Source organism: Corynebacterium mucifaciens, assembly GCF_012396315.1.
Taxonomy (GTDB): Bacteria; Actinomycetota; Actinomycetes; order Mycobacteriales; family Mycobacteriaceae; genus Corynebacterium; species Corynebacterium mucifaciens.
In genome coordinates this window covers 151,168-164,838 of the sequence record NZ_JAAXPF010000003.1, presented here as the reverse complement: position 1 = coordinate 164,838, position 13,671 = coordinate 151,168, and the positions used below count along the sequence as shown (strand labels likewise).

Below are 13,671 nucleotides of genomic sequence, written 5' to 3'. Positions count from 1 at the left end.
ATCGTACAACGCCGGCGCGTGCAGAAGGCGCCAGGCGAAGGCAGTTGGCGAAGGAGCGGGGATGAAGACGGTGGAGCTGATGGTCCGGGCCACGTGCGGCTCGTGCGAGCGGGTGGCGGGCCAGATCGCGCCTGTCGTCGAGAGGCACGACGCTCGCCTGGTGCTTGTGGACGTTGACGACGACGAGGATTTGGCCGCGGAATACGGCGACCGGGTGCCCGTTGTAGTGATCGACGGCGATGAATTCGCGTGCTGGGAAGTGGACAACGACGACCTCGAGGCAGAGCTGTCCAACTAAAGGACTATCCTTGTGGTGGTTTTCAACGGACTGGAGGGTTTTGCGTGAGTGTTCTGCTTGTGGGGATGTCGCACAGGTCTGCGCCTGTGGCCCTGCTGGAACGGCTCAGCATGGACGCTAACGTCCAGCACGGAGCGGCGACGGCACTGATCAAACAACCCTCCTTGTCGGAGGCGATGATCATCTCCACGTGCAACCGCCTGGAGGTCTACACCGTGACCAACGCCTTCCACTCCGGGGTGGAAGACGTGATGCGCGTGCTGGGTGAGGTCTCCGGCGTCGATGTGGCTGATTTGCGCCGCTACCTCTACGTGCGTTACTCGGACGCGGCCGCGGAGCACATTTTCACGGTCGCCTCTGGCCTGGATTCGATGGTGGTGGGCGAGCAGCAGATCATCGGCCAGGTGCGCACGGCGTACGTCGACGCGGCGGAGCGCGGGACTGTCGGGCCGAACCTCCACTCGCTCGCCCAGGCGGCCCTGCACACCGGCAAGCGCGTGCACTCCGAGACCGGCATCGACGATTCAGGTGCCTCCATGGTCACCGTCGCACTTGAGCAAGCGATGGAGCTGATGCGTGTCGACGACCTCCGGGGCAAAACCGCACTCGTCCTCGGCGCTGGCGCGATGAGCTCGCTTGCCGCGACGCACCTGGGCAAAAACGGCATTGATTCGCTTGTGCTGGCCAACCGCACCCGCGACCGGGCCGAGCGTTTGGCCGAGCATTCCCGCGAGGCAGGTGTGCCCGCGGAGGTGGTGGACTTTTCGGACCGGGCGTCGGTGCTCAGCCGCGTGGACTTGGTCGTCTCCGCCACCGCGTCCGACGAGTTCACGATCACCCCGAGCGACATCCCGGGCCCGCTCATGTTGGCGGACTTATCGCTGCCGCGCGACATCGACGACGCCGTCACGGAGATCGAGGGCGTGCGTCTGGTCAACATCGAGTCGCTGCATGAGACGATGCGCGGCAGCGACACCGAGGATTCACGCGCGCTGCGCCGCGCCGAAGACATCGTGGCCGAAGAGGTTGCGACGTTTGGTTCACAGCAGCGCGTGCGCGAGGTGGCCCCGGCCGTGACACGCCTGCGCCGCAACGCGGCCGAGATATCGGGCCAAGAGATGCAGCGCCTGCGCACCCGCATGCCGGACATGTCCGACGACGACTTTGAGCAGGTCGGCCGCATGGTCAAGCGCGTGGTGGACAAGCTGCTCCACGCGCCGACGGTGAAGATCAAGGAGCTTGCCGCGACGGCGGAGACTGTGAGCGTGGAAGAAGCGGTCACCGAGCTATTTGGGCTGGATAGCCCCTCGGTGGCCGTGGATGCGCAGCACCTCCCGCTTCCGGACGAGCTGCACGGGAAGGAAAAATAGATGTTCAGCATTGGTACCCGCGGTTCCCACCTGGCCACCACCCAGGCCGGCCACGTGCGCGACGCCCTCGGGGAGGTCGGCCACCCCGCCGAGCTGCAAATCGTGACCACATCGGGCGACCTCTCCCAAGCCCCCGTGGAACGCATCGGCGTGGGGGTATTCACCTCCGCGCTGCGCGATGCCCTCTTCACCGGCGAGGTGGATATCGCCGTGCACTCCTTCAAGGACTTGCCCACGGCCGACGAGCCACGCGCCCACATGGTGGTTCCGGCACGCGCGGACAGCCGCGAGGCGCTCATCGCCCGCGACGGCCTCACCCTGGCTGAACTGCCGCAAGGCGCGCGTGTGGGCACTTCGGCCCCGCGGCGCATTTCCCAGTTGAAGGCGATCCGCCCCGACCTGGATATCCGCCCCCTGCGCGGCAACATCGAGCGCCGTATGTCGTACGTGGAAAACGGCGAGCTTGACGCGATCATCCTCGCGTATGCGGGGCTCGTGCGCGGTGGCTACGGCGACAGGCCCACCGAAGTCTTCGACCCGCAGGTTTTTATGCCTGCTCCTGCCCAGGGCGCGCTGGCGGTCGAGTGCCGCACCGATGATGCGGCAGCGCGCGTCGCCATCGACAAACTTGCCGACGCCTCCGCCACCGCCGAGTCCACCGCCGAGCGCTCCGTGCTGGCCACGCTGGAGGCTGGCTGCACCGCGCCGGTCGCCGCGACCGCCGTGCGCAACGGCGACAAGGTAGCTCTGCGTGCTGGGGTGTTTGCCCTGGACGGGTCCCGCCAGCTGGTTGAGAAAGCAGAGGGAACCGACCCCGCCGAGCTGGGACGCCGAGTTGCGGAAGCGCTGCTGGATCGCGGTGCCGCCGCTTTGATGGATTAGTGGCACTATTCCTATTCGGGTCTGCTAGCTGCCGCGGGCGCGCAACTAGCGGATCAGGTGCCTGGCGCTGCGTTTTGCCTGGTGATATTGGGCATCGTTGTTGCTAACGGCGTGATCTGCTAGTTCGCCGCGGAGAACCCGCCGAGGGCACTGGTCTTCGGCGGTGGTTTTGTTCTCAGGCGTCAGCCTTTTATGGTGGAGATACCATACGTTCAATACCCTCCGTGCAATCGGGTCGGCGGGGCGGAAAACGCCCGCACCCAGCCGCGCGGGGGCGGTTTATTTGTGCCTAGAAGAGATTTCTCCATGACAGAGCCCACGCACGCCCCCCAGCCGGGGAAGGTGATCTTCGTTGGCGCTGGACCGGGCAACCCAGAGTTGCTTACTGTCCGCGCTCGCGAGGTAATGGAATCCAACTCTATCGCCCTCGTGGATCCGGGGGTGTCAACGGGGGTCCGAAGTGTCGTCGCGGCGGCGCTGCCAGTGCCGCAAGCCAAGGTAGATGAGGCCAACGCGCGCTACGAGCAGATGTGCGCCGAGGCGAAAGAAGCTGGCGCGAGGCGTAAACCGCCGCGCCCCGAAGACCCGACGGCAGCGGAGATTGAGGTCGTGGGGTTGGAGGACGAAGCGATCGTCGAGAAGCTGAAGCGGGCGTTGAAGGACGCGGCGGATGCGCTGGAGCGCGGTGAGGCTGGCGACGGCGACGTGGTCCGCGTCGTGTGCGGCAACCCGCTGACACGCGATTCCGTGATGGAGGAGATCTCCGCGGTCGCTGCTGCCGGGATGGAGTTCCAGGTGGTGCCGGGGATGTCGCTGCCCTCGACGGTGCCCTCCTTTGCCGGCATCGCGCTCGGCTCCACGTACACCGAGACGGACCTGAACAACGGCCCGGTGAACTGGGACCAGCTGGCCAGCGCCCCGCAGCCGCTGGTGTTCCAGGCCAACCAGGAGCACTTGGCGGAGATGCTGGAGCAGCTCACGCAGCGCGGATTCCAGGGCGCCACACCGGTGACCGTGACCACGCGCGGAACCACGCGTCTGCAGCGCACGTTCGACGCCACGCTGGAGACCATGGGCAAGCTCGACGCGGACCTGGAAGGCCCGCTTGTGGTCACGCTGGGCACCGCCGCCGACGACCGTTCCAAGTACTCGTGGTGGGAGAACCGCCCGCTGTACGGCTGGCGTGTCCTTGTGCCGCGCGCGAAGGAGCAGGCTGGTCCGATGAACGCCCGCTTGTCCCAGCACGGCGCGATCCCGCAGTCGGTGCCCACGATCTCGCTGGAGCCGCCGCGCAACCCGGCGCAGATGGACCGCGCGATTAAGGGCATCGTGGAGGGCCGCTACCAGTGGATCTTGTTCACCTCCGTAAACGCGGTGAACGCGGTGTGGGGCAAGTTTGAAGAGCTGGGCTTGGACGCGCGCTCGTTCGCAGGCGTGCACTTGGGCGCGGTGGGGCAGAAGACTGCCGACGCCCTGCGCGACCGCGGCATGCAGGCCGAGCTGGTGCCGCACCGCACCAAGCAAAACGCCGCCGGGCTGGCGGAGGCATTCCCCGAGTACGTCGAGGACATCGACCCCGTCTCGCGCGTGCTCCTGCCGCGGGCGGACCTGGGCTCCGACGTGCTGGTGGACGGCCTGAAGGAGAAGGGCTGGGAAGTCGACGACGTGGTGGCCTACCGCACCGTGCGCGCCGCCCCGCCGCCGCCGGAGACGCGCGACATGATCAAGACCGGCGGCTTCGACGCGGTGTGCTTCACCTCTCCGTCGACGGTGAAGAACCTCGTGGGCATCGCGGGCAAGCCGCACCCGCGCACGATCATCGCCTGCATCGGCCCGGTTACGGAGGCGGAGGCGCGTGAGCAGGGGCTGCGTGTCGACGTCGTTCCGGAAGTCGCCGACATCCCCAACCTGGTGGACGCGTTGGCGGACCACGTGGCGGGTCTGCGAGCGGCTGGGCAGCTGCCGCCGCCACGCAAGAAGCGCCGCAAAACTGCCCCTGCGGCCACGGGTGCGAAGGCAGACAACGCGGATGGGGATGCGCAGTCGGCCGCCAACTGAGCGCTGCACCGGCTGGGGCGTGTCGGGGCTGCGTTCTAAGATGTGGCGCATGACGAATCTTGAGCTGAACCGACGCCCCCGCCGCTTGCGGCAAAACCCGGCCATCCGGGAGTTTGTCGCGGAAACGCGGCTGCACCCGGCGGACCTTATCCTGCCGCTGTTCATCGCCGACGGCATCGACGCTCCGCGCGAAATCCCGTCCATGCCGGGTGTGTACCAACACACTCCCGAGTCGCTGGTGGAGATTTGCCGCGAAGCGCTCGATGCCGGCGTGAAGTGCATCGACCTTTTCGGTGTTCCTCGTGAAGAGGACAAGGATGCGACCGGTTCCGTTGCGGTCGCCGAGGACGGGGTACTCAACCGAGGCATTGCGTTGCTGCGCAAGGAGTTCGGCAACGAGTTGATCATCATGGCGGACACGTGCCTGGACGAATTCACCGACCACGGCCACTGCGGCGTGCTGACCACGGATGCCCACGGCAACGAGATCGTGGACAACGATCCCACAGTGGAGATCTACTGCGACATGGCGGTTGCCCAGGCCCGTGCCGGCGCCCACATTGTCAGCCCGTCCGGAATGATGGACGGCCAGATCGAGCAGATCCGCAAGGCGCTTGACCGCGAAGGGTTTACCGAGGTGGCCATCATGGCCTACTCCGCTAAGTACGCATCCAAGTTCTTCGGGCCGTTCCGCGACGCGGTGGGATCTTCCCTCAAGGGCGATCGCCGCACCTACCAGCAGGATCCGGCGAACGTCCGCGAATCATTGCTCGAGGCCGAGCTGGACATCGCCGAGGGCGCGGACTTCGTGATGGTCAAGCCCGCCCTGCCGTACTTGGATGTGCTGGCGAAGATCGCGGAGGTCTCGCCGGTGCCGGTGGCCGCGTACCAAGTTTCGGGCGAGTACGCCATGCTCAACGCGGCTGGCCAGAACGGCTGGATTGACTACGAGGAGACAATGATGGAATCGCTCGTGTCCATCAAACGCGCGGGCGCGGATCAGATTTTCACCTACTACGCCATCGAGGCAGCGAAGAGGCTCAATGGTTAGCTTGCCGCCGATGAACCCGGGCTCGCCGAAGCGGGTGAGCCCGGAGGCCGTCGAGAAGCGAGGCGGGTCCGGGATGCCGGAAGCCGTGCGCTATATGCTCACCTGCTGGGCCGTCATGATCGGCGGTGAATTGCTCCACCAGATCATGACTGTGATTGCCAGCGTGCTCGACCCGTCCGCCCTGCGTGAGGTGGCGCGGGAGCGCGCGAAAAACAGCGGCGGGGAAGTCTCCGACGCGCTCGTGAACGCCAGCGTGTACGGCTCCATCTTCCTCATGGCGGTGCTCGAGCTCGGCATCATTGTGCTGTTCGTCTTTGCGCTGCGCGCGGTGAAGCAGCAGGCGAAGTGGGCGCCGAACGCACGCAGGCTGCTGCAGGTTTTCTCCGGTTACTTCGCCTTGCGCATGCTTGCTCTCTTCATGGTGGTGCCCGCCTCCACCGCCGTACCCGAGGCGTTCTTCGGCGCGGACGGGGTCATCCAGATCATCCTTGGCGTCGCGGGCATCTTGGGCATCGTCTACTCAATGGACAAATCCGCGGTTGCGTGGACCAAGGACGGTCCCGGTAAGCAAGGCGCCGGGGGCGCACAGGAGAAGAAGGGAAACTAAGCGGTGGCAGGGATGTTCCCGACCATGGTGTCGGACCCGGACGACAGAAACCGGCGCTACACGGGCAAGGTCGGTGCGCAGTGGCCGCGGCCGCTGAAGACCGGGTACGTCCTCGCACTCGCGGCGGCGGTGCTGCTGCTCGTCATCGCGTTCCTGTCGCTCAAAGCAGGTACGCCGCAAGGCATTGAGCCCGATGTGCGGGACGCGTTCACCCGCAACCTGCGGGTCTATGCCTGGGGCAACATCATCCTGGCTGCCTGCATCGCCTCGGCGTGTGCGTACCTGGAAAAGGGCTCTAAGGCGGCGCGCCGCTGGGCAAGCGTCTTCATCGGCCTAGCCGTGTTTCTGCAGCTGTCCGGCTTTCTCGTGGGCGTGGCGGGCTGGGCCGCGTTTGTGGTGGTGGGACTTCTGGTCTTCGCCTTGTTCTTCATGTTCCGTCCAGCCGCTAACGCGTATGTGGACAAGCGCAGCGGCGACGTGTGGGAAGGCGTGGAATGACGCAATTCGAAAGCGACAATGCCCGAGGCATTCCCGGCACCGGGCGTGAGGGCGCACAGCTGGCGGAGGCCGGGCAGGCCGAGTTAGAGGAATGCATCGAGGCAGCCCGCGACGCGGCACGCCAGGCAGGTATTGATCCGGCCACCGCCAGACGCGACCTCGACGGCGAGCTCGTGCGCCCAAACGCCTCGTACGCCTTCGAACTCCACGGCGTGGAGGACGGCCCGCAGTTGCAGGAGATTGAGGACGCCCTCGAATCCCTCGACGGAGTGTCCGCTCGACTGGTGTATCCCACCAGGATGGCGTGGGTGACCGCACCGGCGAGCATGCCGCTGCCGCAGCTGGTGAAGACTATCGAGGGCTTCGGGGTCGGCGCGGTTGTCACCGACTCCACCCTCCAGCGCCGCGCTCACGGCAGGTACTGGACGGAACACCCGATGCCGCGCCGCACCAAGCACCGCCGCAACGAGGAGGCGGCTCACTTGCTCGCCCGCGCGCAGGGGTTTGTGAAAAATACAACCCGCTCGGAGCGACGCAGCGGCGACGTGCTGTTCACGGCGCGTGACTTGGTCACCCCGGCGAGGCTGTGGACCGCGTTTGCGCTGACTATCCCGGTGCTGCTGCTGACGTATCTGCCGGGGCTCGGCTTTCCCGGGTGGCAGTGGGTGGCGTTCGCGCTAACCACCCCGGTGGTGCTGTGGTGCGCCTCCCCGTTCCACCGCGCGATGGCGGGTGGTGTGCGCCGCGGTCTATCGGCGTTGGATGGCGCGAGCTCTATCGCCATCCTTGCGTCGTATCTGTGGTCCTTGGCCGTGCTGCTGTTCACCGACGCGGGCCGCATCGGCTACGAATCCAGCGGGAACTGGGTCCCGCTGGAGATCGGGGACGGGCCGGAGCTCTATCTCGAGGTGGCCTGCACCGTCACAACGCTGTTGTTGCTGGGCCGGTACTTCTCCATGCGCGTGCGCTCGAACCTGCTGGATCAGCTAGAGGCGCGCCGCCCAGGGACAGAGTCGTTGTACGAGGTGTGCCACCGAGCAAAAAGCGGCGCCTTCGAGCAGCGGCCCGCAACGGAGATCACGCGCGGCGACGACGTCATCGTGCGTGCCGGCCAGGTCATTCCCGTGGACGGGGAAGTGGTGGGCGGCTCAGGCGTCATCGGCTGGGAGCTGATCAACACCCACGACAGCCCGCAGTTGAAGGTGGGCAAGCGGGTTGTGGCTGGCTCGGTGGTGCGCGAGGGAGAGATTAAAGTCCGCGCCACCCGCGTGGGCCACACCACGCTGCTCACGGCGGTGCAGCGGTGGCTGGAGGAGGCGTCGCGCCAGCAAAACGCCGCCACGATGGTCTCCACCCGCTCCGCGGGCATGCTCATCCCCGCGGCGTACGCCATTGCCGTGCTGGATTTCGGCCTCTGGCTGCTGTTCACCGGCAACATCAACACCGCCGCGTCGACAGCACTTGCCATTTTGATTGTGGTCGCGCCGTTTAGTCTGGCTATCTCGCCAGCGCTTGCCATCCGGCAGGGCATCGAGGCCGCGGTGCGAAACGGTGTGCTCGTCCGGGACGGCAACGCGCTGCGGGTGCTGTCCAAGGTGGACACGGTCGTGTTTAACCGCGTCGGCACCTTAGTGCTGCCGCAAATGCGCGTGGAGACAGTCACCGCCGACAGCGGGGAAAGCAGCGATCTGGTGGTCCGCATCGCCGGCGTGCTCTCCGCGGACTCGGACCACCCTGCCTCCCGTGCGATTGTCAAAGCGGCGCGTGAGGTGCGCGATGCCCGCTCGGAAGACCCTCGTTTGCCGGACTGGCTCGAGGTCAGCGACGACATCATCACCCCAGACGGTGAGTTCGGCGGGAGGGTCACTGCCACCTGGGGCTCGGGCGAGGATGCGCGCACGCAGACGTTCGACGCGTCCCTGTGGCGCCCCACGAACCTCTCGCAGCTGCGGGGAAACTTGCTCACGGCGGCGACAACCGGAGGCACCCCGGTCGTGGTGCGCTGGGACGGCAAGGACCGCGGCGTGATCACGCTGTACGACCCAGCCAAGGAAGACGCCATCGAGGCAGTGGACACGCTGGAATCCATGGGTGTGGAGACGGTGATGCTCTCGCGCGACACGTACCCGGTGGCCCGGCGCTTCGCCGACTTCCTCGGAATCTCGCAGGTCCTGGCGGGCATCCGCTCCCAGGAAAAGCCCGGCGCGGTGCGCTCGCTGCACTCCCAGGGCGCGATCGTGGCCATGGTGAGCGACGCCAGCGTGCTGCCGGTACTGCGGGTGGCGGACTCGGGCATCCTCTACGCGGGGGAGGATCTCTACAGCACCAAGACACCGAACTGGAACAGCGTGTGCAACGTGGTGCTCCTGCGTAATGACGTCATGGCCGTGCCCCAGCTGGTGGAGCACGCTCGACGGGTCAACCGCATCGCCAACCGCAACCTGTGGTTCGCGGGCACGTATAACGCCATGGCCATCGTGCTGGCCGCCGCGGGCGTGCTCCCGCCGGTGGGTGCGACTCTGCTCATGCTGGGCAGTTCCTTGCTTGTGGAATACGGCTCCCGGCGCGCCAGCCGGTTCCGGGTTTAGGGTCTGCGTCGGTAGGCTTGGGCACCATGACCAGACGCAATCTGCCCCACGCCCCGCTGCTCGAGGCGGCTCATGGCCGTGCGCCCTCGCGTACCCCGGTGTGGTTCATGCGCCAGGCTGGGCGGTCCCTGCCCGAGTACCGCGAGGTTCGCGAGGGCATCGCCATGCTGGATTCGTGCTTTATGCCGGAGCTGCTCGCGGAGATCACGCTGCAGCCGGTGCGCCGCCACGACGTGGACGCGGCGATCCTCTTTTCCGACATCGTCGTGCCTTTGAAGGCCGCGGGCGTAGAGGTGGAGATTGTTCTCGGTCGTGGCCCGGTGATGGCGGAGGCGGTGAGGACGCGAAGCGACGTCGATAAGCTGCCGCTGCTTGACCACGAGGTGTCTGAGGTGGCGGACGGCATCCGCATCATCCTGGACGAGCTCAGCGACACCCAGGCGTTGATCGGGTTTGTCGGCGCCCCGTTTACGCTGGCCAGCTACCTCATCGAGGGCGGGCCAAGCAAGAACCACGAGAAGACGAAGGCGATGATGCACGCCGAGCCAGAGACGTGGCACGCGCTCATGCGGCGCCTGGTGCCCACGATCGTGGCGTTTCTGCGCACGCAGGTGGAGGCTGGCATCGACGCGATGCAGCTGTTCGACTCGTGGGCGGGCTTTCTCACCGAGCGCGATTACCGCGAGTTCGTGTTGCCCTACTCCACGGAAATCCTGGAATCCGTCGCTGGCGAGATCCCGCGCATTCATTTCGGCGTGACAACCGGTGAGCTGCTCGGCGCAATGTCCGAGGCTGGAAGCGAGGTCATGGGTGTGGACTGGCGCGTGCCGCTGGACGTTGCGGCGACGCGCTTTTCCTCCCCGCGGGTGCTGCAGGGCAACCTGGACCCGGCGATGCTGTTCGCCGGGGCGGACGTGGTGCACGGCGAGGTTGCGCGCATCAAGGCGGAGGCGGCGCGCGCCATCGAGGCGGGCGACGCCACCGGCCACATCTTCAACCTGGGCCACGGCGTGCTGCCCACCACCGACGCGGACGCGGTGACCGAGGCTGTGCGCATCATCCACGAGGAGAACGCATGAACATCGCCATCATCGGCGCAGGCCTAGCGGGTTTGACCGCCGCATACGAGCTTGGCGCCGGCTCCGCCGGCACCGGGAGCAACGACGACCTCAAGATCGACGTCTACGAAGCCACCGACCGTGTCGGCGGCAAGCTCCACACCGTCGCCTTTGAAGGCGGCCCCACCGACATGGGCGCGGAGGCCTTCTTGGCGCGCCGCCAGGATGCAGTGGAATTCTTCACGGAACTGGGGCTGGCCGACTCCCTGGTGGAGCCGTCCGGGCTGCGGTCACTGGTGTGGGTGGACGGCGAGGCGCGTGCCCTCCCTACCGGAGGCGTGATGGGTATCCCATCGACCTCCGAGCCGGTGCGGCACCTGGTCAGCGCCGAGACCGCCGAGCGCGTCGACGCCGAGGCCAGCCGTGAGGGCTTCGCGTGGGACATCGGCGGCGACGCCAACGTCGGTCAGCTCGTGCGCGAACGCTACGGCGACGAGGTAGTGGATACTATCGTCTCCTCCCTGCTGGGCGGGGTGTACTCGTGCACCGCGGACGACCTCGGTGTGCGCGCCACCGTCCCGCAGCTGGCGGAGGAGTTCGACCGTCTGGCGGGCGAGGGCGATGGCACGGTGCACCTGTCTACCGCGGTGGCCAACCTGGAACGCTCCCGCCGGGAGATGCCCACCGGCCAAGGCGCGGTGTTCAAGACCTTCCGCGACGGCTACCAGGAGCTCTACGAAGCGCTTGCGGAGCGCTCGGGTGCCGACATCTACATTGACGCGTTTATCTCCGGCATTGAGCGCGACGGCGACGGCTACCGCCTCACGGGCGGCGAGGATACGGTCTACGACCGCGTCATCACCGCTGTGCCGGCGCCCACTGCGGCGCTGTTGCTCAAGAACGTCGCCCCGGAGGCTGCGCAGGCGCTCAAGACCGTGAAGCTGGCCAACTCCGCCGTGGTGGGGATGCGGTTCGCCACTGACGAAGGCCTGCCGCAGAACTCTGGTGTCTTGGTCGCGAATGGTGCCGAGGACGTCCATGCGAAGGCGTTCACGTTCTCCTCCCGCAAGTGGCCCCACCTCGCCGAGCGCGGCGGGGCGCTGGTGCGCGCCAGCTTCGGCCGCTTCGGGGACACCGTGGCGTTCGCGGCCACCGACGATGACCTGGTGGATTGGGCGCTCGACGATTTGCAGACCATCACCGGCTTCGACGGTCGCGCCGCCGGCCTGGAGGAAATCTACGTCCAGCGCTGGCTCGGCGGCCTGCCCCGCTTCGACGAAGCCCACCTCGCCACTGTTGCCGAGGTGCGCCGTCTGCTTCACGACGAGCCAAAGGCCGCCGGCGTTTCCGTCACCGGTGCCTGGGCCGGCGGCGTCGGCGTTCCGGCAGTGATTGCTGATGCGCGGGCGACAGCGGCAGCCGTCGATAGTCCCGCGCAGTAACCGTAGAGGTTGAGAGGATATGGCGGAACGCGCAGACGCGCCAACTGAGCAGCAGTGGTGGGAAGACGACGGCCTGCCCTGGAACGGCAAGCCCACCAAGGCGGACTACTGGTGCCTGGGGTGGTTCGGCTTCGTCGGTATTTTCGGCCTCGCCATGATCCCGCTGCGGGCGTGGCTTCTGGGCTTGGACCCGCCGATTTTGCTGGCTGTGACCGGTTCGCGGGTTGGTGCGGCGTCGACAGGCGCGCTTGCGGCAGTGGGGGAGGCGCCGCACTGGCTGCTGTTCCTGCTCATCGGCTCGGTTGTCAGCATCAAGTTCGACTGGATCTACTGGTGGGCCGGCAAGCTGTGGGGCCGCGGGATCCTCGACGTGCAGGCCGCGAACTCTCCCCGCGCCGGGAGAAACATTGCCCGCGTGGAACAGTGGGCCGTCAAGCTCGGGTGGCTGGGCATATTCCTGGCGTACGTGCCCATCCCGCTGCCGATCGCGTTCGTGGTGTTCGTGCTGATGGGCATGACGGGCATGCCGCTGTGGAAGTTCATGGTCCTCGACTTCGTGTCGAAGACGATCTGGTCCTTCCTCTACCTGGGCCTGGGCTGGTGGATCGGTGGGCCCGTGGTCGAGGTGCTGGACGGGTACGCCAAGGTGGCCAACTGGGTCGCCATCGCGCTGCTGGTTGTGGTGTTCGCCGGCATCTTCCGCAACCAATCCAAGAAGGAGCCGTCGGCCAAGGTCGTGGGCAACGAGGTCGAAGCAGGCCACTAGCTGCCTCTCGACGTCCTCCGGTGCCTGCCGTGTGGAATAGCCAGCGGATGTGTTCACTTGCCACGGGGCCAAGGGTGAACACATCCCCATGTGGCCGGCCGCATTGTTCACTTTCCCCAGGTCGGGAAAACCGTTTGCCGGATGTGCTCACGAGTCGGTGAACACATTTCTGCCGGGGCGCCTTTCCTCCTGAGGCCTACCGGTTGACCACGACGGTGGAGAAGTCCTCGTCGCCGCGGCCGTCTTCCTGCTGCTGCTCCAGCGACGCCAGCGCGGCGGAGACGGCGGGCAGGTCCTTGTCGGCGGACGCGAGCATCAAGCGGGCATCCTTGGCAATGGCGTCGGCGGTGAAATCTCCGGGCGAAGTGGAGCGCTCACCGAGGAGGAACGGCGACTTCATGTTCACGATGAACTCCAGGCCGGTGGAGCCAAGCATGTCCACCACCTGCTCCGGCGTCACTCCCTGGGACTCGCCCAGCAGCAGCGCTTCCTTGAACCCCTCGATGGTCACAGCCAAGGCGAGGTTGGCAAGCAGCTTGCCCACGGCGGCCCCGGCGGCGGTGTCCACCTCTTTCAGGCGCTCCGGGTTGGCGGCGGCCCATGGGGCGACGACGTTGGCGACGGAACGGCGTCGAGAAGCATCGGCGCCTCCGACGTAGACGCCGAGCTTGCCTGCGCGCGCGGGCGGCAGGGAGCCGACCACCGGGGTGTGCACGTAGCCGGGCACGGCGTCGGCGAACTCGGCGACGTCTGCGGGCGAGATGGTGGTGGCGTCGGCCCAGGTCACGCCGTCGGGGATCAGACCCGGCTCGATCACCACCTCACGGACGATGTCCGGGCCGAACAGGCAGGTGATCGCCAGTTCGGCGCCGTCGACCGCCTCCTCGGGTGTCGCTGCGGCCGACGCCCCGCGCTCAACCAGCGGTTCGGTCTTGGACGTGGTGCGGTTCCACACGGTCAGTTCGTGGTCATCGACGAGCTTGAGGGCGAGCTCAGTGCCCATGCGGCCAAGGCCTAAAAACGCGATTTTCATATGGCCTAGGATAGACAACC

At 66.8% G+C, this 13,671-nt stretch carries 12 protein-coding genes; 11 read left to right on the top strand and 1 reads right to left on the bottom strand.

Annotation, left to right across the window (positions count from 1 at the left end):
* Positions 1-61 precede the first annotated feature (61 nt).
* The 11 genes from HF989_RS04180 (at position 62) to HF989_RS04130 (ending at position 12,618) form a co-directional block, all read left to right on the top strand.
* The gene (locus HF989_RS04180) at positions 62-298 is read left to right on the top strand and encodes a glutaredoxin family protein (protein ID WP_168684171.1); all 237 of its coding nucleotides are present in this window, start codon (positions 62-64) and stop codon (positions 296-298) included.
* A 44-nt stretch (positions 299-342) separates the two neighbouring features.
* A complete protein-coding gene (locus HF989_RS04175) occupies positions 343-1,668 on the top strand; it encodes a glutamyl-tRNA reductase (protein WP_168684169.1) in 1,326 nt (441 codons plus the stop codon).
* Positions 1,669-2,550 carry a hydroxymethylbilane synthase gene (gene hemC, locus HF989_RS04170; RefSeq protein ID WP_168684167.1) on the top strand — a complete coding sequence of 294 codons (882 nt, stop codon included), beginning with the start codon at positions 1,669-1,671 and terminating at the stop codon, positions 2,548-2,550.
* A 306-nt stretch (positions 2,551-2,856) separates the two neighbouring features.
* On the top strand, positions 2,857-4,608 hold the full coding sequence (locus tag HF989_RS04165) for a uroporphyrinogen-III synthase (RefSeq protein ID WP_168684165.1): 1,752 nt from the start codon (positions 2,857-2,859) through the stop codon (positions 4,606-4,608).
* A 49-nt stretch (positions 4,609-4,657) separates the two neighbouring features.
* Complete coding sequence (gene hemB / locus HF989_RS04160) at positions 4,658-5,659, top strand: porphobilinogen synthase (RefSeq protein WP_168684163.1); 1,002 nt, start codon at positions 4,658-4,660, stop codon at positions 5,657-5,659.
* The gene (locus HF989_RS04155; protein ID WP_168684161.1) at positions 5,652-6,266 is read left to right on the top strand and encodes a hypothetical protein; all 615 of its coding nucleotides are present in this window, start codon (positions 5,652-5,654) and stop codon (positions 6,264-6,266) included. The genes hemB and HF989_RS04155 overlap by 8 nt, the downstream gene beginning before the upstream one ends.
* Positions 6,267-6,278: 12 nt before the next feature.
* Positions 6,279-6,764: a hypothetical protein gene (locus HF989_RS04150; RefSeq protein WP_343033546.1), complete on the top strand. Its 486-nt coding sequence runs from the start codon at positions 6,279-6,281 to the stop codon at positions 6,762-6,764.
* Complete coding sequence (locus HF989_RS04145; RefSeq protein ID WP_168684157.1) at positions 6,761-9,352, top strand: heavy metal translocating P-type ATPase; 2,592 nt, start codon at positions 6,761-6,763, stop codon at positions 9,350-9,352. The genes HF989_RS04150 and HF989_RS04145 overlap by 4 nt, the downstream gene beginning before the upstream one ends.
* Before the next feature lie 26 nt (positions 9,353-9,378).
* Positions 9,379-10,431, top strand: a complete 1,053-nt coding sequence (hemE, locus tag HF989_RS04140; RefSeq protein WP_168684155.1) for a uroporphyrinogen decarboxylase — start codon at positions 9,379-9,381, stop codon at positions 10,429-10,431.
* Positions 10,428-11,852, top strand: coding sequence for a protoporphyrinogen oxidase (locus HF989_RS04135; RefSeq protein ID WP_168684153.1), 1,425 nt, complete (start codon positions 10,428-10,430; stop codon positions 11,850-11,852). The genes hemE and HF989_RS04135 overlap by 4 nt, the downstream gene beginning before the upstream one ends.
* Positions 11,853-11,871: 19 nt before the next feature.
* Positions 11,872-12,618: a DedA family protein gene (locus tag HF989_RS04130; RefSeq protein ID WP_168684151.1), complete on the top strand. Its 747-nt coding sequence runs from the start codon at positions 11,872-11,874 to the stop codon at positions 12,616-12,618.
* Positions 12,619-12,814: 196 nt separating this feature from the next.
* Here the strand turns inward: HF989_RS04130 and HF989_RS04125 are convergent, their stop codons facing one another.
* Positions 12,815-13,651, bottom strand: a complete 837-nt coding sequence (locus HF989_RS04125) for an NAD(P)-dependent oxidoreductase (protein WP_168684149.1) — start codon at positions 13,649-13,651, stop codon at positions 12,815-12,817.
* Positions 13,652-13,671: the final 20 nt, after the last annotated feature.